This is a genomic window from Streptomyces lienomycini (genome assembly GCF_027947595.1).
Lineage (GTDB): Bacteria > Actinomycetota > Actinomycetes > Streptomycetales > Streptomycetaceae > Streptomyces > Streptomyces lienomycini.
In genome coordinates this window covers 1,553,023-1,572,865 of record NZ_CP116257.1, presented here as the reverse complement: position 1 = coordinate 1,572,865, position 19,843 = coordinate 1,553,023, and the positions used below count along the sequence as shown (strand labels likewise).

The following is a 19,843-nucleotide window of genomic DNA, read 5'->3' as shown; positions in this document are numbered from 1 at the left end:
CGCTCAGTCGTCTTCGTTGTCGCCGAAGTCGGGGCGGACGTCCCGGGCGGCCATGATCTCGTCGTTGGAGGTGCCGGCGGCGACCATCGGCCAGACCATCGCGTCCTCGTGGACGATGAAGTCGACGACGACGGGGCGGTCGTTGATGGAGTTGGCCTCCTCGATCACCTTGTCGAGGTCGGCGGGGTCCTCGCAGCGGATGGCGTAGCAGCCCATCGCCTCCGACAGCTTCACGAAGTCGGGGACGCGGGTGCCGCGCGCGTCCGGGTTGACGTCCTCGGGGCCGGAGTGCAGAACGGTGTTGGAGTAGCGCTGGTTGTAGAACAGGGTCTGCCACTGGCGGACCATCCCGAGGGCGCCGTTGTTGATGATGGCGACCTTGATCGGGATGTTGTTCAGGGCGCAGGTGGTCAGTTCCTGGTTGGTCATCTGGAAGCAGCCGTCGCCGTCGATCGCCCAGACGGCCCGGTCGGGCCGGCCGGCCTTGGCGCCCATGGCGGCCGGGACGGCGTAGCCCATGGTTCCGGCGCCGCCGGAGTTCAGCCAGGTGGCGGGCTTGTCGTACTGGACGAAGTGCGCGGCCCACATCTGGTGCTGGCCGACACCGGCCGCGAAGATCGTGCCCTCGGGCGCCAGTTGCCCGACGCGCTCGATGACCTGCTGCGGGGAGAGCGAGCCGTCCCCGGGCTGGTCGTAGCCGAGGGGGTAGGTCTCGCGCCAGCGGCTCAGGTCCTTCCACCAGGCGGTGTAGTCGCCCTTGTTGCCCTCGTCGTGCTCCTTCTGGACGGCCTGCACGAGGTCGGCGACGACCTCGCGGGCGTCGCCGACGATCGGGACGTCGGCGGCGCGGTTCTTGCCGATCTCGGCCGGGTCGATGTCGGCGTGGACGATCTTGGCGTACGGGGCGAAGCTGTCCAGCTTGCCGGTGACGCGGTCGTCGAAGCGGGCTCCGAGGGCGACGATCAGATCGGCCTTCTGCAGCGCGGTGACGGCGGTGACCGCACCGTGCATGCCCGGCATTCCCACGTGCAGCGGGTGGCTGTCGGGGAACGCGCCGAGCGCCATCAGGGTGGTGGTGACGGGCGCTCCGGTGAGTTCGGCGAGGACCTTCAGCTCGGCGGTGGCACCGGCCTTGAGGACGCCGCCGCCGACGTAGAGCACGGGGCGCTTGGCGGCGGTGATGAGCTTGGCCGCCTCGCGGATCTGCTTGGCGTGCGGCTTGGTGACCGGGCGGTAGCCGGGCAGGTCCATGACCGGCGGCCAGGAGAAGGTGGTCTTCTTCTGGAGGATGTCCTTGGGGATGTCGACCAGGACGGGGCCGGGGCGGCCGGTGGAGGCGATGTGGAACGCCTGCGCGATCACCCGGGGGATGTCCTCGGCCTTGGTGACCAGGAAGCTGTGCTTGGTGACCGGCATGGTGATGCCGACGATGTCCGCCTCCTGGAAGGCGTCCGTGCCGATCGCGGAGGACACCACCTGCCCGGTGATCGCGACCAGTGGCACGGAGTCCAGGTTGGCGTCGGCGATCGGGGTGACCAGGTTGGTGGCGCCGGGCCCCGAGGTCGCCATGCAGACGCCGACCTTGCCGGTGGCCTGCGCGTAGCCGGTGGCGGCGTGGCCTGCGCCCTGCTCGTGGCGGACCAGGACGTGGCGCACCTTGGTGGAGTCCATCAGCGGGTCGTAGGCCGGAAGGATCGTGCCACCGGGAATGCCGAATACGGTGTCGGCGCCGACCTCCTCGAGAGAGCGAATGAGGGACTGCGCACCCGTGACGTGCTCGGGGGCGGACTGTCCTCCGGATCGGGGCCGGGGCTGCGGGTGGGCCCCGGTGGCCTGCTCGGTCATCGGCGTTCTCTTCTCGATGCTGAGGGTTTTTGCGAGTTTTGTGCGATCTGGGCTGCTGCTCGGCAGGTGCCTGTGCAACAAAAAACCCCTCGTGCCATAAGGCAAGCGAGGGGAGCGCGCCGGGGTGGGTCGCGGGGAGTCCGGGTCGGCCCGGACATCACCAGCTTCAGCCGACGCGCTTTCCAAGTACGAGAATTCGGGTGCGCATGGCACTGACCCTCCCCCCGGCGCGCACTCACTGTCAAGTGGGTGGGACGGGAGTCTCATTATGTGAGCGAAGGGCCGTGCCACCACTCAGGACGGCCGGCAGTCCGGCGGGGACACCCCCGCCGACCTGGCCGGTGGCGGCACCGCCGACGCCCTTGGTGTACACCCCGGCACCACCGCCCGCGAAGGCCGGTTCGGCCAGCCCGTGCGGCACCGGGTAGTGGCCGGTTCCGAGCGCTCTGCGCAGTCGGTACTCGTCCAGCGCGCCGGAGAACGCCATGCCCTGTCCGTGTGTGCAGCCCATCGCGCGCAGGGCGACGATCTGCTCGGGCAGGTCCACGCCGTCGGCCACGGACTTCAGTCCGAGGTCGGTGGCGATGCGCAGCAGACCGCTGGTGATCTTGTGCAGCCGTGCGGATTCCACGACGCCCTCGATCAGGCCGCGGTCGAGCTTGAGGACGTCCACGGGCAGGCGGCGCAGCGCGGTGATCGCCGCGTAGCCGTTGCCGAAGCCGTCCAGTGCGATCCGGACGCCGACCCTGCGCAGGGCGTTGAGCCGGCGGTCCAGTTCGTCGAGGCCGACCCGTGGGTCGATGTCCGACAGCTCGATCACAAGGGAGCCCGGGGGCAGCCCGTGCCGGGTGAGCAGGGTCTCCACGGAGCCCAGCGGCATGGACCGGTCGAGCAGGCGACGCGCGCCGACGCGTATGGCCACGGTCACGGACTGCCCGGCCGCCGCGCGTTCGGCGGCCTGTTCGACGGCCTCGCGCAGGACCCAGCGGTCGAGTTCGGCGGTTCTGTCGCCGTCCTCGGCGACCCGCAGGAACTCGGCGGGGGTGAACAGCACACCTTGCGAGGAGCGCCATCGCGCCTGGGCGCACACCGACGTGATCCGGCCGTCCGTCAGGGAGACCACGGGCTGGTGCAGCAGCGCGAACTCCCCGTCGTGCAGCGCGGCCCGCAGACGGGTGGCCAGCTCGGCCTTGCGTACGACGTCCTGCTGCATCTGCGCTCGGTACAGCTCGACGCGTCCCTTGCCGCCCGCCTTGGCCCGGTACATGGCGAGGTCCGCGTTGCGCAGCAACTCGCCCGCGCCCAGGCCGGGTTCGGCGAAGGCGACGCCGATGGAGGCGTTGACCCGGACGTCGTTGCCGTCGATGAGGTAGGGCTGCGAGAGGGTCAGTCTGAGCCGGTCGGCCAGTTCCCGGATGTGGCCTTCGCGGGCGGTGCGGTCCCGGGCTCCGTCCCCGACGATGAGGGCCGCGAACTCGTCGCCGCCGAGCCTGGAGGCGGTGTCCCCCTTGCGGACGGCCTCGTGGAGTCTGCGAGCGGCCTGGACGAGCAGCTCGTCCCCGGCCTGGTGCCCGATGGTGTCGTTGACTCCCTTGAAGCCGTCGAGGTCGATGAAGAGCACCGCCGTGCCGCGCAGGGCGGCGCCCCGGTCGGCGGCGCGGCGGCCGGAGAGGGCCTGCTGGACGCGCCGGGTGAACAGGGCGCGGTTGGGCAGGTCGGTGAGCGGGTCGTGTTCGGCGTTGTGCTGGAGCTGCGCCTGGAGGCGCACTCTTTCGGTCACGTCACGGCTGTTGAAGATGAGGCCGCCGTGGTGCCGGTTGACGGTCGACTCGACGTTGAGCCAGCCTCCCCCACCGCCGGACCGGAAGCGGCATTCGATGCGCGTGGTGGGTTCCTCGACGGGGCTGGCGGCGAGGAACCGGCGTACCTCGTGCACCACGCAGCCGAGGTCCTCGGGGTGGATGAGTCCGGCCAGTTCGCTGCCCACCAGTTCCTCCGCGGGGCGCCCGTAGACACCGGCGGCGGCCGGGGACACGTAGCGGAGGACGCCGTTGGGCGCGGCGATCATGATGACGTCGCTGGAGCCCTGGACCAGGGAGCGGAAGTGGTTCTCCTTCTGGGCCAGTTCCTGGGTGAGAACGATGTTGTCGAGCAGCATGATGCCCTGCCGGACGACGAGCGCGAGCACCACGGTGCCGCCGGTCAGCAGCACGACGCGGTCGACGCTGCGGCCGTTGAGGACGTTGTAGAGGATGCCCAGGGTGCAGACCGCGGCCGCGAGGTACGGCGTGAGCGCGGCGAGGGACCCGGCGATGGGCCGGGCGGCCGGGTAGCGGCCCCGCTCGCCGCCCTGTCCCGGTCCGGGCAGTGCGGTGGGCGTGCCGGGCGGTACGGAGGGCGGCGTGGGCTGGTGGCCGGTACCGCGCTGTCCGGGCACGTGTTCGCGCACCACGCGGGAGTGTCCCCCGTCGCCCGCCCGCTCCGGCGCCGGACGTCCGCGCCGGGACGCGGCCCAGGGCGCGTAGGCGAGCAGCAGGGATCCGGCGAACCAGCCCGCGTCGAGCAGTTGCCCGGAGCGGTAGCTGTTGTGCAGCAGCGGCGAGGTGAACAGGGCGTCGCACATCACCGTGAGGGCGAGCGCGCCGATGGCGGTGTTGACGGCGGATCTGCAGACGGGTGACCGCCTGAAGTGCAGCGCGAGCACCATGCTGACGAGGGCGATGTCGAGCAGCGGGTAGGCGACCGAGAGCGCGGAGTGCGCCACGCTCGATCCGCCCTCGGCCTTGGCCGCCTGGGCGAGCGCCAGGCTCCAGGACAGGGTCAGCAGCGAGCCGCCGATCAGCCAGGCGTCCAGGCCCAGGCAGATCCAGCCGGCCTTGGTCACGGGCCGTTTGGCCAGCACCAGCAGGCCGACGATGGCGGGCGGGGCGAAGCAGAGGAAGAACAGGTCCGCGTAGCTGGGGCTGGGGACCGGCACCCGCAGCACGACCTCGTACCAGCCCCAGACCAGGTTGCCCAGGGATGCCATCGCCGAGGAGAGGGCGAAGAGCAGCCAGGCCGGCCGGAAGCGGACGCGGCGTCCGCGGGCGTAGAGGAAGCAGGACACGGCCGCGGTACCCGCGGCGGCGCTCAGCCCGAAGTCGCCCATGATCTTGGCGACGTACTGCGAGCCCCAGCCGAGCGCGGCACCGACGGCGTAGGCGGCGCAGACGAGGGCCAGCACGAGCTGGCGGACGAGGGACGGCCCGGCGGCGGCGGCCGACGGCCTGGGCAGCAGCGGTCCGGACGACTCCCGGGTGCGCAGCGCTCCGTCGAGGGTGGGCGTGGGCGGCGGACTCACCGTGACCTCCCGGTCCGCACCGCTTCCGTGCCCCGCGGGCACCGGCGGGCCGGTGGGGTCTGCCTGCCGGGGTCGTCCGGCAGGCGTGGGTGAGGGCCGCGGCGGTCGGTCCGGGTGCCTCGGTGGCCGTGCTGACCCCGTCGGCGCGCGGTCGTGGTCGTGCGCCAGGGTCGCCGGCGGCGGCTCCGCCGCGTCGGGTCGTTGGTCCATAGGCCGTGCATCGCCCGTCGCCCCCCTCACAGTCTGAGATGTCCATCCCCGGCGCCGTACGGTGCGCGGCGCATCCCCTGTCGGACGATACACCAGTCTCGTCACTCAGGGACATAGGTTCTCTACGCTCTGTGACGACCAGCGGATATGCGCGTACCCACCGCGTCCGGGGAGTTGCGGAGGGTGCCCGAAACGGATTACGCGCCCGTCGTCAGGATCACGTTGCGCAGCGGCTCCTGGTTCACGAAACGGCTCAACTGGTCCACCAGCAGCCGCTTGGCGCGCGGCAGGAAGGCCGAGGTCGGGCCACCGGCGTGCGGGCTGACGACTATGCCGGGAGCATGCCACAACGGGTGGCCCGGCGGCAGCGGTTCGGGGTCGGTCACGTCGAGTGCCGCGGTCAGGCGCCCGCTCTCCAGTTCGGCGAGCAACGCCTTCGTGTCGACGACCTGTCCGCGCGCGACGTTGACGAGCAGGGCGCCGTCCTTCATCCGGGCCAGGAACTCGGCGTCGACCAGGCCGCGGGTGTCCTCGGTGAGCGGTGTGGTCAGGACGACGACGTCCGCCCGCGGCAGCAGGGCGGGGAGTTCGGTGATCGGATGCACGGGACCGCGCTCCGTGGCACGGGCGGAGCGCGCGACGCGCACGACCGGCGCGACCTCGAACGGCACGAGCCGGTCCTCGATCGCGGCGCCGATCGATCCGTACCCCACGATGAGGACCGTGCGGTCCGCGAGGGCGGGCCGGAACCCGCCGAGCCACTCGCCGCGGTCCTGTGCCCGCACGAAGTCGGGGATGCCGCGCAGCGACGCGAGGATCAGGGCCAGGGTCAGCTCGGCGGTGCTGGCCTCGTGCACGCCGCGCGCGTTGCACAGCCGTACGCCCGCGGGCAGGTCCTTCAGGCCGGGCTCCACGTGGTCGATGCCCGCGGAGAGGGTCTGGACGACCCGGACGGAGCGCATCTCGGGCAGCGGCCGGGTGCCGATCCCGCTGGGCTTCATGTAGGGGACGACGTAGTAGGCGCAGTCGGCCGGGTCGGCGGGGAAGGTCTCCTCGCCGTTCCAGTAGCGGTAGGCGGGGCCCTCGGGGAGGTCCTCGATCTCGTCCGGCGGGATGGGCAGCCACACGTCAGCAGTCATGGTCAGGAGGCTATGTCAGGGGGCGAAGAGGCAGAGGTTAGGTTGGGTGATCCGACAAGGGAGGGTCACGACCGGTGGAGCGCAGGACGATCGGCGCGACGGCACTCGCGGTGGGGGCCGTCGGACTGGGGTGCATGCCGATGAACTGGGCGTACAGCGCCTCGCGGCAGCGGGGCGACGAGTCGGTCAGGGCGGTGCACCGGGCCCTCGACCTGGGCGTGTCCCTGCTGGACACCGCGGACATGTACGGCCCGTTCACCAACGAGCTGCTGTTGGGGCGGGTGTTGCGGCAGCGGCGGTCCGACGCCTTCGTGTCGACCAAGGTCGGCCTGCTGGTGGGCGAGCAGCACATCGTGGCCAACGGCCGCCCCGGCTATGTGAAGCGGGCCTGCGACGCGTCCCTGCGCCGGCTCCAGACGGACGTCATCGACCTCTACCAACTGCACCGGGCCGACCCCGAGATACCCGTCGAGGAGACCTGGGGCGCGATGGCGGAGCTGGTGCGGGCCGGGAAGGTGCGGGCGCTCGGCCTCTGCGCGGTCGGCGCGCGCTCGGCCCGGCGGCCGGGGGCGCGGCTGCACGACGCGACGATCCGGCAACTGGAGCGGGTGCAGCAGGTCTTCCCGGTGAGCGCGGTGCAGGCGGAGCTGTCGGTGTGGTCCCCGGAGGCGCTGCGGACGCTGCTGCCGTGGTGCGTCTCGCGCGGTGTCGGTTTCCTGGCCGCGATGCCGCTGGGCAACGGCTTCCTGACCGGCACGCTGACGCCCGGCCAGGGCTTCGAACCGGAGGACCTGCGGGCCCGGCACCCCCGTTTCACCGCGGAGATGATGGCCGCCAACCAGCCGATCGTGGCCGCGCTGCGCCGGATCGCGGCCCGGCACGGCGACGGGGTCACCGCGGCGCAGGTGGCGCTGGCCTGGGTGCTGGCGCAGGGGCGGCACGTGGTGCCGGTGCCGGGCACCAAGCGGGAGCGCTGGGTGACGCAGAACGCGGGGGCGGCGGGGCTGCGGCTGACCGAGCGGGACCTGGCGGAGGTGCGGGCGCTGCCGACGGCGCAGGGTTCCTGGGACTGACGCGCGGGGCCGTCCGCCGCCGGGCTCGCTGCCGACTCCGCCGCGGGACTCGTCCCGCCGGGCCCGTACCGCCGGGCCCGTCCCGACGACGGGCTGGTCCCGTCGGACTCGCTGCCGGGTTCGGGATTCGGCGATCGGGAACCTGGAGAGCTCTTGCGGTGTATGACAGGGAGAACCCGCCGCGTCGAAGGGACCAAGATCGTGCGACGTCGAGCCGTGCCGGCCGCCGTGCTGGCCGCCGCTCTCCTGCTGACGGCCGGCTGTTCCTCCGGCTCCTCCGACGGCGCGGACCCGTCGGGAGCGGACGGCGGCACCTCCCCGCCCGGTTCGGCGGCCCCGTCCTCACCCGCCGGGTCGCCCACCGAGGAGACACCGCCCGCGAAGGGCTCGGTGAAGGTGCTCCGCACGGTCGCCACGGGGCTGAAGAGTCCCTGGGGCCTGGCCCCGCTGCCGGGCGGCGACCTGCTGGTCTCCTCCCGCGACGAGGCCACGATCACGCGCGTCGACACGAGGACGGGCGAGAAGACGGAGCTGGGCGAGGTGCCCGGGGTGTCCCCGTCCGGCGAGGGCGGCCTCCTCGGCATCGCGCTCTCCCCCGACTACGCCTCCGACCACATGGTCTACGCGTACTTCACCTCGGCCTCGGACAACCGCGTCGTGCGCATGCTGTACGACGCGAAGAAGCCGCCGGGCGAGCAGTTGGGAGCGCCGGACACGGTGTTCCGGGGCATTCCCAAGGGCGTCGTCCACAACGGCGGGCGGATCGCGTTCGGCCCCGACAAGATGCTCTACGCGGGCACGGGCGAGAGCGGCGACACGGGACTGTCGCAGGACAGGAAGTCCCTCGGCGGCAAGATCCTGCGGATGACCCCGGACGGCGAGCCGGCACCCGGCAACCCCTTCCCCGACTCCCCCGTGTACTCGTACGGGCACCGGAACGTGCAGGGGCTGGCCTGGGACGACAAGCAGCGGCTGTTCGCCTCGGAGTTCGGTCAGGACACCTGGGACGAGCTGAACGCGATCAAGCCGGGCGACAACTACGGATGGCCCGAGGCGGAGGGCGAGGGCGGCGGCTCCGGGTTCCACGACCCCCTCGCGCAGTGGCACACCGACGAGGCCTCCCCCAGCGGCATCGCCTACGCGGAGGGCTCCGTGTGGATGGCGGGGCTGCGCGGTGAGCGGCTGTGGCGGATCCCGTTGAAGGGCACGGAGGCCTCGGCCGACCCGCAGGCCTTCCTGGAGGGCGAGTACGGCCGCCTGCGCACGGTGGCACCGGCGGGCGGCGACAAGCTGTGGCTGGTCACCAGCAACACGGACGGGCGCGGCGACCCGAAGGGCGACGACGACCGGATCCTGGAGCTGGAGGTGAGGTAGGCGACCGCTAGTCGTCTTCCGGGGGCTGGGCCGGCGGGTCCTGCGCGTCCTGGTCGGTGCGCGGCCGGTGGACGACGACCTTGCCCGACGTGAGGTCTATGGGGCCGTGACCGGGGTCGCCGTCGCCCACGTCCTCGCGGGTCAGTTCGAGGCGGTTCTGCTCGTCCTGGGTGTGTTTGCGGCCGGGGGAGAACAGTTCCTCGAATGCGTTGAACACGAGTGCCTCCGTCGGTCGGCGTCCCTTACAGCCTAAGCCTCACTCCGTCGAACGGGACGTGAGCCGTTCGGCCGGGGGGAACAGCGCCAGCCGGTGGGCCACGGCCGCCGCCTCGCCACGGCCGGATACGCCGAGCTTGGCCAGGATGTGGGACACGTGGACGCTGGCCGTCTTGGGCGAGATGAAGAGTTCCCCGGCTATCTGCCGGTTGGTGCGGCCATCCGAGACCAGCCGCAGGACGTCGCGCTCCCGGCCGGTGAGGCCCAGGGCGTCGGCCGGGTCCGTGGGCTCGGGCGTGGGGGGCGGTCCGGTGGGGTGGCCCAGCGTCAGGCGGGCACGCCGACCGAGCAGGGCGACGGCGTCGGACAGCGGGCGCGCGCCGAGGTGGTCGGCGACGGTGCGGGCCAGGCGCAGCAGCTCCGTGGCCCGGGCGCGCTCGTCCTCGCCGCCGGTCGCCAGGAGGGCGCCGGCCAGCCGGTGCCGGACGCGGGCGAGTTCGTAGGGGCGCTCCAGGCGTTCGAAGGCGCTGACGGCCTCCGACCAGAGCCGCGGGGTGTCGCGGCCCCGGGCGCGTTGGAGTTCGGCGCGGACCCAGTGTTCGTGGGCGACCCAGACCGGGGCCCCGGTCGTCAGGTGCTTCGCGGCCTCGGTGAGGCGTTCGAGGATCTCCGCGCGGCCCTCTTCGGCGGCCGGCAGGGCGCGCGCGTCGGCCTCCGCGGCGGCGGCGGACAGCAGCAGGGGCCAGCCGTAGCGCTGGGTGCCGGGCGGGAAGCCCCCGTCCAGGACCCGCACGAGTTCGGCGCGGGCGTCGGGGAGGCGGCCCTCCGCCGCGGCGACGCCCACGGTGAGGGCGGCCAGCGGCAGGTGGTGCTGCGGCATCGGGTCGTGGGTGCCGTAGGCGGCGCGGGCCCGGGCGAGCAGCCGGGCGGCCTCGGCCGCTTCTCCGCGGGCGAGGGTGACGACGGCGCGCTTGAGGGCGGCGCCGCCGCACGGGGCGGGTCCCCGGCCCGGCGCTCCCGCCCGGTCCGCCGCCTCGATCGCCTCGTCCCAGCGGCCCAGGGAGATGAGCGACTCGGCGAGGTTGCCCCAGACCCAGGCCTCGGACTCCAGCAGGCCCATCCGGCGGGTGAGTGCGACGCCCTCGCGCAGGATGTCGAGGGCGTCCCGCGAGCGGCCGACGCTCTCCAGGGTCGAGGGCAGGTTGACGTGGCTGCGGGCGACGACGGCGGACCGGTTCTGCGCCACCACGAGGTCCCTGACCTGGAACATCTGCGCGAGACCCGCGTCCATCTGCCCGGCGTCCACCATCAGGCCGCCGAGGGTGAGCCGGGCGTTCAGCTCGATGTCGTCGGCGCCGACCATGCGCGCGTACTCGACGGCTCGCTCCGCGGCGGTCATGGCGTCGGGGCCGGGGCTGTGGAGCATCGACCAGTTGGCGGACATGGCCAGCACCTCGGCGTGCACCTGGGAGGGCGGCAGGCCGCGGACCAGTTCCTGGGCGATGCCCAGTTCCCGCCAGCCGTCGCCGCGGCCCTGGGCCTGGACCAGCAGGGAGCGCTGGGTCCAGAACCAGGCGGCGCGCTGCGGGTCCCGGCCGCTCGCGCCCGGCCCGGCACCGGCGTCCGGTTCGTCCTCCAGCAGGCGCAGCGCCCGCTTGGTGATCTTCATGGCCCGCTCGCGCTCCCCGCACAGCCGCCCGGCGACGGCCGCCTCGGCCATCAGGTCCAGGTAGCGCAGGGGTGCGGTGGCCGGGTCGCAGCCGCCGGGGGTCCCCCCGCGCCGTTCGGGCCGGGCGGGAGGGTAGACCTCGGCGCAGTCGGCGGGGCGCAGGGTGGCGCGTACGTCGTCGGGGGCGGAGTCCCACAGCTCCATCGCGCGTTCCAGCAGCCGCAGCTGCTCGGAGTAGGCGTGCCGGCGGCGGGCCTCGACGGAGGCGTCCAGGACGGCCGGCAGGGCCTTGGCGGGGTCGTGGGCGTGGTACCAGTAGCTGGCCAGGCGCATCACGCGCTCGGGGGCGGGCACCAGCGTGGGGTCGGCGTCCAGGGCTTCGGCGTAGCGGCGGTTCAGGCGGGAGCGTTCGCCGGGGAGCAGGTCGTCGCCGACGGCCTCGCGGACCAGGGAGTGGCGGAAGCGGTAGCCGTCGCCCTCGGGGGCGGGGAGCAGGATGTTGGCGTTCACGGCGGAGCGCAGGGCCTCGATGAGGTCGTCCTCGGCGAGCCGGGCGACGGCGGCGAGCAGCCGGTACTCGACGGTGGAGCCGCCCTCGGCGACGATCCGGGCGACGCGCTGGGCGCTCTCGGGCAGGGCTTCGACGCGGACCAGGAGCAGGTCGCGCAGGGAGTCGGTGAGGCCCGTGCGGCTGCCCTCGTGGGCGGCGACGGCGAGTTCCTCGACGAAGAAGGCGTTGCCGTCGGAGCGTTCGAAGATCGCGTCGACCTGGAGCGGGTCCGGTTCGTGGGCGAGGATTCCGGCGATCTGGCGGCCCACCTCGTCGCGGGTGAGGCGGCCGAGTTCGAGGCGGCGGACGGTGCGCAGCCGGTCGAGTTCGGCGAGCAGGGGGCGCAGCGGGTGGCGGCGGTGGATGTCGTCGGAGCGGTAGGTGGCGAGGACGACGAGGCGGCCGGCGCGCAGGGTGCGCAGGAGGTAGGCGATCAGGTGGCGGGTGGAGGCGTCGGCCCAGTGCAGGTCCTCGAGGACGAGGACGACGGTGTGCCGGGCGGCGACGCGCTCCAGCAGGCGGGCGGTGAGTTCGAAGAGCCGGGCCATGCTCTCCTCGTCGTGCCGGCCGCCGCCGCCCGGGGTGCCCTCGCCCAGTTCGGGCAGCAGCCGGGCCAGCTCCTCCTCCTGCCCGGCGGCGGCGGCCGCCAGCTCCTCGGGCAGGTGGCGGCGCAGCGCGCGCAGCGCGGTGGAGAAGGACGCGAAGGGCAGGCCGTCGGCGCCGATCTCGACGCAGCCGCCCAGCGCGACGACGGCACCCCGCCGGACCGCGGCGGCGGCGAACTCCTCGACGAGGCGGGTCTTGCCGACGCCGGCCTCGCCGCCGAGCAGCAGTGCCTGCGGCTCTCCCCCGGTGGCGGACGCCCGGGCGGCGGCGCCGCCGGTCGCGCGGGCGAGCGCGTCGTTCAACGTGTCCAACTCGCCGGTGCGGCCGACGAACACGGGACTGACGGACCTGGTCTCCACGGGCCCGAGCATCGCACGCGGGTACGACAGCGGGGCACCGGTTTTCGCGGAGTGGACGGCGGCCGGAACGACGGCGGGGAGGGAGGCCGTGCGGCCTCCCTCCCCGGCTCCCCCGTTCACGCGGCCCGGGCGAACCGGGGCCGGCGCTGCCGCGGTGTATGGCTCTCCGCCGCGGCACCGCCGTGCCGGGCTTCCCGGCGGGCGGCGCGACGGGCCCGGAGCACCTCGCGGGCCCGCCGGGCCTCGTCGGCGCGGCGGATGAGGTCGGCGGCGCGGTACTGCTGGATCTCGTACTCGTACATGGTGCGGCCCTCGGATTCTCTTCGGTCTCGGCTTCGCTCTCTTGCGATGCCTCAACCTTCGTCTCCGAGGGGGATGGGCCACATCGGGCAAGTTCCGCATCTTCGGCGCCGGGCGGGGCCTTAGACGTGCGTGAGGGGTCTTAGGGCGCGCGCCCTGAGCGTGCGCTTGTCCTAAGACCCCTCAAAAGTGCCTGGTCAGCCTGCGGAGGGCAGCCCCAGCAGGACGTCCGTGTACTTCAGTACGGCCAGCAGCAGGCCGATGACGCCGAGGGCGACGCCCGCCCAGGCGACCGACTTGATCCACGGGGCCTGCGGGCGGCCGGGGGCGCCGAACGCGGGGCGGGCCAGCACGACGACGCCGACGATCAGGGCGACCAGGGCGAAGGCGCCGCCCCACATCGCGGTGGCGTGCCAGGCGTTGCCGTAGCCCTTCTCGATCAGCGTGCCGACGTCGGACGACGAGGACGTCTGCAACTGGCCGATCAGCGACTGGCGGGCGGAGGCCACGGTGCCGACCCAGCTGCCGGTCAGGGAGACGATGCCGAGCCCCGCGGAGACCACGGCACCCGCGCCCTGGCCGACGCCGGTGGGGCCGGTCGCGGTCCCTTCGGTGCCGTCGGTGTCCTCGTCCGTCGCCGCGTCGGTGTCCTCGGGCGCGTCGGTGTCCTCGGGCGTGTCGGTCCCGGCCGTCCCAGGGGCCTCGGCCGCCTTGGTGACCTCGATGGGCTCGGAGGCCTCGGCCGTCTCGCCCGTCTTGTGCTCGTCGGTCTTCACGCCGGTCTCGTCCACTGTCTTCGTTCCCATGCCTCGCACCGTACGGACGCTGTCTGAGAGGTCCCTTAATGATCCCTTTGAGCGGCACGCGCGCGTGCCTCGCGTGCCGCGCGCCACTCGGGTGCGAGCACCGCCCACACCTCCGTGTCCTGGCGTGCGCCCCGGTAGGGGAAGGTCTCGCGCAACACGCCCTCACGCATCATGCCGAGTCGCCGGGCGGCGTTGACACTCGGGGTGTTCGCCGACGAGGCGTGCCACTCGACGCGGTGCATGCCGCGCTCGTCGAAGGCCCAGTCGATGAGCACGCGCGCGCCGCGGGTGACCAGGCCGCGGCCGGTGCCGGCGGGTTCCAGCCAGCAGCCGATCTCGCAGACGCCGGTGGCGGCGTCGAAGACCCGGTAGAGCAGCCCGCCGACGAGCGTGCCGTCCAGCCACAGCCCGTGCAGGAAGCCGCTGTCGGCGGCGTGCCGGTCGGCGTAGGCCTGGAGCACCTCGCGCGCGGAGTCGACGTCGGTGGCCTTGGCGCCGAAGGGGATGTGCTCGGTGATGAACTCGCGGCCCCGGTCGAGGTGGGCGAGGAACTCCTCGGCGTGCCAGGTCTCCAGGGGGCGCAGTTCGGCTCCGTCGTCACCCAGTGGTATCGCGTACATTCCGCTGCCGTTCCTCCTCGGCCAGGACGTTCGCCACTTCGGCGTCCGTCGCCGCGGCCAGCCTCTCATGGGCGGCCCGGCACTCGGGCGGCTCGATGCTGATGCGCGGCAGGAGGGCGTCCAGGCGGCGCGGCAGCCACCAGTTGGCGCGGCCGAGCAGGTGCATCAGTGCGGGCACCAGGAGGGTGCGCAGGACGAAGGCGTCCAGGGCGACGGCGGCGGCGAGCGCGATGCCGAACATGGCGATCACCCTCTCGCCGCTGAGGACGAAGGCGAGGAAGACCGAGATCATGATGACGGCGGCGGAGTTGATCACGCGGCCGGTCTCGGCGAGGCCGACCCGGACGGCACGTCGGTTGTCGCCGGTCTCCAGCCACTCCTCGTACATCCGGCTGACGAGGAAGACCTGGTAGTCCATGGAGAGCCCGAAGAGCACCGAGACCATGATCACGGGCAGGAAGGGTTCGATCGGCCCCGCGCTGCCGAGGCCGAGCAGTTCGCTCCCCCAGCCCCACTGGAAGATCGCCACGACGACCCCGAAGGCGGCGGCCACCGCGGCGACGTTCATGGCGGCGGCCTTGAGGGGGATGCCGACGGACCGGAAGGCCAGCAGGAGCAGCAGGCAGCCCAGGCCGATGACGACGCCGACGAAGAGGGGCAGCTTGCCGACGATGACGTCGGCGAAGTCGTCGTATCCGGCCGTCACGCCGCCCACGTGCACGTCGAGCGCGGTCCCGGCCTCGGCCCGCGGCAGCACCTCGGAGCGCAGCCGCTCGACCAGGTCGCTGGTCTGCTGCGACTGGGGCGCCGACTCGGGTACGACGGTGAGGTAGGCGGCGTCGCCGCCGGAGTTGTACATCACCGGGGTCACCGAGGAGACGCCCTCGGCGGTGCGCAGGGTGGCGTCGAGGCTGTCGAGGGCGAGGCGGTCCTCGGCGCCGCGGACCTCGGTGACCAGGGTGAGCGGGCCGTTGACGCCGGGGCCGAAGCCGCCGGCGAGGAGGTCGTAGGCCTGGCGGGTGGTGGTGCCCTGGGCGTCGTTGCCCTGGTCGGAGGTGCCCAGGCGCAGGCCGAGGGTGGGCAGGGCGAGGACGGTGATGACGACGAGGGCGAGGGCGCCCAGCAGCTTGGGCCGGCGCTCGACGAAGGCCGACCAGCGGGCGGCGAACCCGGTCGGCACCTCGGGTTCGGGCCCGTGCTCGGCGAGGCGGCGGCGTTCGCGCCGGCTCAGGGCGCGCGGGCCGATGTACGACAGCAGGGCCGGCAGCAGCGTCACGGAGGCGGCGACGGTGAGGAGCACGGTCAGCGAGGCGGCGACGGCGACGCCGTTGAGGAAGCTCAGCCGGAGGATCAGCATGCCCAGGAGGGCGATGCACACGGTGGCACCGGCGAAGACGACGGCGCGTCCGGTGGTCGCGACGGCGTCGGCGGCGGCCTCGGCGACGGACAGGCCGCGTTTGAGTCCGCGCCGGTGTCTGGTGACGATGAACAGGGCGTAGTCGATGCCCACGCCGAGTCCGACGAGGGTGCCCAGCATGGGCGCGAAGTCGGCGACGGTCATGGCGTGACCGAGCAGGGTGATGGCGGCGTAGGCGGTGCCGACGGAGACCAGCGCGGTGGCGATGGGCAGCAGGGCCGCGGCGACGGAGCCGAAGGCGAGGAAGAGGACGACCGCGGCGACGGCCACGCCGACGGCCTCGGCGAGATGGCCGCCGCCTGATTCGGTGAGCGCTATGGCGCTGCCGCCCAGTTCGATCCGGAGCCCGTCGGTCTCGGCCGCCTCGGCGGCGTCGACCACGGCCTGCGCCCGGCCCGCGTCCATGTCCTGGGAGGCGTCCTCGAAGGTGACGGTGGCGTAAGCGGTGTGGGCGTTCTCGCTGATCTGCGGCGAGTCGGGGTCGTCGTACGGGTTGGTCACCGCGGCCACCCCGGGCAGGTCCGCGACGTGGGCCAGGGTGCTGGTCATGGTCTGTTCGACGTCGGCGGCGCGGACGGTGCCGTCCGTGGTGTGCCAGACGATCGTGTCGCTGTCGCCGCCGAGGCCGGGGAAGCCGGATTCGAGCAGTCGGAAGGCCCGGTCGGAGCCGGTGTCGGGGATCCCGTAGTCGTTGGAGTACGCGGAGCCCGCGACCGTGGCGGCCGTGGCCACGCCGCCGAGGGCGAGCAGCCAGAGCAGGACGGTGACGAGGCGACGTTGAACACACCAGCGTGCGAGGGCTGCCACGAACGTGCTCCCAGGGGTGTCTGATTGTGGATCTTTGCCCGGAAGGCCGGAAACACCTTGGATGCCGGTAATACCGAGAACAGCCGTTCATGGTGTGAACAACCCGCAAAGAACGCATGAGCAATGCGCTGTCACTCTTGCAGGCAGACGTGATCGTTTGCGGACTTAGTGGGCTTATTCACAACAACGGCCCTGGGGGGACGCGTCGTGGTCGACGCGTCCCCCCAGGGCTCGTGGTGCGGGTGGGCCTCAGCCCTCGGTGACGCCCAGCTTCTCCAGGATCAGCTCCTTGACGCGGGCAGCGTCCGCCTGGCCCCGGGTCGCCTTCATGACCGCGCCGACCAGGGCGCCGGCCGCGGCCACCTTGCCGCCGCGGATCTTGTCCGCGATGCCGGGGTTGCCGGCGATGGCCTCGTCGACGGCGGTGGTCAGCGCGCCCTCGTCGGAGACGACCTTCAGGCCGCGCTTGTCGACGACCTCGTCCGGCGTGCCCTCACCGGCGAGGACGCCGAGGATGACCTGGCGGGCCAGCTTGTCGTTCAGCTCGCCCTTGGTCACCAGCTCGGTGACGCGGGCGACCTGGACCGGCGTGATCGCCAGCTCGTCGAGCGCCTTGCCCGACTCGTTGGCGCTGCGGGCCAGCTCGCCCATCCACCACTTGCGGGCGGAGGCCGCGTCGGCACCGGCGTCGATGGTGGCGACGATCGGGTCCAGCGCTCCGGCGTTGAGGATGGACTGCATGTCGTTGCCGGAGACGCCCCACTCCTCGCGGAGCCGGTTGCGGCGCACCAGCGGCAGCTCGGGCAGCCCCGACCGCAGCTCCTCGACCCACTCGCGGGCGGGGGCGACGGGCACCAGGTCGGGCTCCGGGAAGTACCGGTAGTCCTCGGCCTCCTCCTTCACGCGGCCCGAGGTGGTGGACCCCGTGTCCTCGTGGAAGTGGCGGGTCTCCTGGATGATCGTGCCGCCGTCGTTCAGCACGGCGGCGTGCCGCTGGATCTCGAAGCGGGCGGCGCGCTCGACGGAGCGCAGCGAGTTGACGTTCTTGGTCTCGCTGCGGGTGCCGAACTTCTCCCGGCCGTGCGGGCGCAGCGACAGGTTGACGTCGCAGCGCATCTGGCCCATCTCCATGCGGGCCTCGGACACGCCGAGGGCACGGATGAGTTCGCGCAGCTCACGGACGTACGCCCGGGCGACCTCGGGGGCGCGCTCGCCCGCTCCCTCGATCGGCTTGGTGACGATCTCGATGAGCGGGATGCCGGCGCGGTTGTAGTCGAGCAGGGAGTGCGAGGCGCCGTGGATGCGGCCCGTCGCGCCACCGACGTGCAACGACTTGCCGGTGTCCTCCTCCATGTGGGCGCGCTCGATCTGGACGCGGAAGGTCTCCCCGTCCTCCAGCTGCACGTCGAGGTAGCCGTCGAAGGCGATCGGCTCGTCGTACTGGGAGGTCTGGAAGTTCTTCGGCATGTCCGGATAGAAGTAGTTCTTCCGGGCGAAGCGGCACCACTCGGCGATCTCGCAGTTCAGTGCGAGACCGATCTTGATCGCCGACTCGACGCCGGTCGCGTTGACGGCCGGGAGCGCGCCGGGCATGCCGAGGCAGACGGGGCAGGTCTGGGTGTTGGGGTCGGCACCGAGCGCGGTCGAACAGCCGCAGAACATCTTGGTGTGGGTGCCGAGTTCGACATGGACCTCGAGGCCCATGACGGGGTCGTACGACGCGAGTGCGTCCTCGTACGACACCAGGTCGGTCGTGGTGGTCACGGTGAAACTTCCCTCTCAGCCCAGCAGGACGTCGTCGTCGCCGAGACGCTTCAGCTCGCGGTACAGGATGGCGAGGTTGGTGACGACGGCGGCTCCGGTGACGACGGCGTCGAGCAGTCGCAGCGTGTCGCTCTCGCCACGGGCCTTCTTGATCTGCTTGTAGACCCCGACGGCGCCGAACGCCGACGTGGCCATCGAGACGTACAGACCGGACTTGGACTTCTTGAAGCCCTTGGCCTTGGTCAGTGCACTCACAGCGACGGAGCCTCCTCGATCAGCGGGTGGCCCCACTTTTCCACGAAGGCGGCCTCGACGGCGGCGCCGACCTTGTAGAGCCGGTCGTCCTTCATGGCGGGGGCGATGATCTGCAGACCCACCGGCAGGTTGTCCTCGGGCGCGAGGCCGCAGGGCAGCGACATGGCCGCGTTGCCCGCCAGGTTGGTGGGGATGGTGCACAGGTCGGCCAGGTACATCGCCATCGGGTCGTCGGCGCGCTCGCCGATCGCGAAGGCGGTGGTCGGGGTCGTCGGGGAGACGATCACGTCGACCTGCTCGAAGGCCCGCTCGAACTCCTGCTTGATGAGGGTGCGGACCTTCTGGGCGCTGCCGTAGTACGCGTCGTAGTAGCCGCTCGACAGGGCGTACGTGCCGAGCATGATGCGGCGCTTGACCTCGGGGCCGAAGCCGGCCTCGCGGGTCAGGGAGGTGACCTCCTCGGCGGAGTGCGTGCCGTCGTCGCCGACGCGGGCGCCGTAGCGCAGGCCGTCGAAGCGGGCGAGGTTGGAGGAGCACTCGGACGGGGCGATCAGGTAGTACGCGGAGAGCGCGAGGTCGAAGGACGGGCAGTCCAGCTCGACGATCTCGGCGCCCAGCGACTTCAGCAGCTCGACGGACTCGTCGAAGCGCTGCACGACACCGGCCTGGTAGCCCTCGCCGCGGAACTGCTTGACGACGCCGACGCGCATGCCGTCGACGCTGCCGTTGCGGGCGGCCTCGACGACCGCGGGGACCGGGGCGTCGATGGAGGTGGAGTCCATCGGGTCGTGCCCGGCGATCGCCTCGTGCAGCAGGGCCGCGTCCAGGACCGTGCGGGCGCAGGGGCCGCCCTGGTCGAGGGAGGAGGAGAAGGCCACCATGCCGTAGCGGGAGACGCCGCCGTAGGTCGGCTTGACGCCGACCGTGCCGGTGACGGCCGCGGGCTGGCGGATGGAGCCGCCGGTGTCGGTGCCGATGGCGAGCGGGGCCTGGAAGGCGGCGAGGGCCGCGGAGGAGCCGCCGCCGGAACCGCCGGGGATCTTGGTGAGGTCCCAGGGGTTGCCGGTCGGGCCGTAGGCGCTGTTCTCGGTGGAGGAGCCCATGGCGAACTCGTCCATGTTGGTCTTGCCGAGGATGACGACGTCGGCGGCCTTGAGGCGCTGGGTGACGGTCGCGTCGTACGGCGGGATCCAGCCTTCGAGGATCTTCGAGCCGACGGTGGTGGGGATGCCCTCGGTGGTGAAGATGTCCTTGAGCGCGAGGGGGACGCCGGCCAGCGGACCGAGCTTCTCCCCGCGCTCGCGCTTCTCGTCGACGGCGCGGGCCTGGGCCAGCGCGCCCTCGCGGTCGACGTGCAGGAAGGCGTGCACCTTCTCGTCGACGGCCTCGATGCGGGCCAGGTGGGCCTCGGTGACCTCGACGGCGGTCAGCTCGCCGGAGGCGATCTTCGCGGCGATCTCGGCCGCGGTGAGCCTGATGATGTCGCTCATGGC

Annotated in this window: 14 protein-coding genes; 2 read left to right on the top strand and 12 right to left on the bottom strand. The window is 72.6% G+C overall.

Annotated elements, in window-relative coordinates; translation table 11 throughout:
• Nucleotides 1-3 precede the first annotated feature (3 nt).
• The 3 genes from BJ961_RS07395 to BJ961_RS07385 form a co-directional block, all read right to left on the bottom strand.
• Complete coding sequence (locus tag BJ961_RS07395) at nt 4-1,845, bottom strand: acetolactate synthase large subunit (RefSeq protein WP_271320516.1); 1,842 nt, start codon at nt 1,843-1,845, stop codon at nt 4-6.
• 241 nt (nt 1,846-2,086) lie between these two features.
• On the bottom strand, nt 2,087-5,185 hold the full coding sequence (locus BJ961_RS07390) for an EAL domain-containing protein (protein ID WP_271320515.1): 3,099 nt from the start codon (nt 5,183-5,185) through the stop codon (nt 2,087-2,089).
• A 407-nt stretch (nt 5,186-5,592) separates the two neighbouring features.
• Nucleotides 5,593-6,534: a 2-hydroxyacid dehydrogenase gene (locus tag BJ961_RS07385; RefSeq protein WP_271320514.1), complete on the bottom strand. Its 942-nt coding sequence runs from the start codon at nt 6,532-6,534 to the stop codon at nt 5,593-5,595.
• Between the two features lie 74 nt (nt 6,535-6,608).
• On the opposite strand from BJ961_RS07385, the gene BJ961_RS07380 reads away from it, so the two are divergent.
• Nucleotides 6,609-7,607, top strand: coding sequence for an aldo/keto reductase (locus BJ961_RS07380; RefSeq protein WP_271320513.1), 999 nt, complete (start codon nt 6,609-6,611; stop codon nt 7,605-7,607).
• Between the two features lie 162 nt (nt 7,608-7,769).
• Nucleotides 7,770-8,981, top strand: coding sequence for a PQQ-dependent sugar dehydrogenase (locus BJ961_RS07375; RefSeq protein ID WP_271320512.1), 1,212 nt, complete (start codon nt 7,770-7,772; stop codon nt 8,979-8,981).
• Nucleotides 8,982-8,988: 7 nt separating this feature from the next.
• Here the strand turns inward: BJ961_RS07375 and BJ961_RS07370 are convergent, their stop codons facing one another.
• The 9 genes from BJ961_RS07370 to gatA form a co-directional block, all read right to left on the bottom strand.
• Nucleotides 8,989-9,198, bottom strand: coding sequence for a DUF6191 domain-containing protein (locus BJ961_RS07370; protein WP_271320511.1), 210 nt, complete (start codon nt 9,196-9,198; stop codon nt 8,989-8,991).
• Between the two features lie 39 nt (nt 9,199-9,237).
• The gene (locus BJ961_RS07365) at nt 9,238-12,393 is read right to left on the bottom strand and encodes a helix-turn-helix transcriptional regulator (RefSeq protein WP_271320510.1); all 3,156 of its coding nucleotides are present in this window, start codon (nt 12,391-12,393) and stop codon (nt 9,238-9,240) included.
• Nucleotides 12,394-12,497: 104 nt separating this feature from the next.
• Complete coding sequence (locus tag BJ961_RS07360) at nt 12,498-12,683, bottom strand: hypothetical protein (RefSeq protein WP_271320509.1); 186 nt, start codon at nt 12,681-12,683, stop codon at nt 12,498-12,500.
• Nucleotides 12,684-12,878: 195 nt separating this feature from the next.
• Nucleotides 12,879-13,487 carry a hypothetical protein gene (locus tag BJ961_RS07355; protein WP_271320508.1) on the bottom strand — a complete coding sequence of 203 codons (609 nt, stop codon included), beginning with the start codon at nt 13,485-13,487 and terminating at the stop codon, nt 12,879-12,881.
• Nucleotides 13,488-13,522: 35 nt separating this feature from the next.
• Nucleotides 13,523-14,107: a GNAT family N-acetyltransferase gene (locus tag BJ961_RS07350; RefSeq protein WP_271320507.1), complete on the bottom strand. Its 585-nt coding sequence runs from the start codon at nt 14,105-14,107 to the stop codon at nt 13,523-13,525.
• Nucleotides 14,085-16,331, bottom strand: a complete 2,247-nt coding sequence (locus BJ961_RS07345) for an MMPL family transporter (protein WP_271320506.1) — start codon at nt 16,329-16,331, stop codon at nt 14,085-14,087. The genes BJ961_RS07350 and BJ961_RS07345 overlap by 23 nt, the downstream gene beginning before the upstream one ends.
• Before the next feature lie 249 nt (nt 16,332-16,580).
• The gene (gatB, locus tag BJ961_RS07340) at nt 16,581-18,095 is read right to left on the bottom strand and encodes an Asp-tRNA(Asn)/Glu-tRNA(Gln) amidotransferase subunit GatB (RefSeq protein WP_271320505.1); all 1,515 of its coding nucleotides are present in this window, start codon (nt 18,093-18,095) and stop codon (nt 16,581-16,583) included.
• Between the two features lie 15 nt (nt 18,096-18,110).
• The gene (locus tag BJ961_RS07335) at nt 18,111-18,350 is read right to left on the bottom strand and encodes a hypothetical protein (RefSeq protein WP_007444751.1); all 240 of its coding nucleotides are present in this window, start codon (nt 18,348-18,350) and stop codon (nt 18,111-18,113) included.
• Entirely contained in the window at nt 18,347-19,840 is a 1,494-nt protein-coding gene (gene gatA, locus BJ961_RS07330; protein WP_271320504.1) for an Asp-tRNA(Asn)/Glu-tRNA(Gln) amidotransferase subunit GatA, read from the bottom strand. Before gatA ends, BJ961_RS07335 begins: the two co-directional genes overlap by 4 nt.
• Nucleotides 19,841-19,843 lie beyond the last annotated feature (3 nt).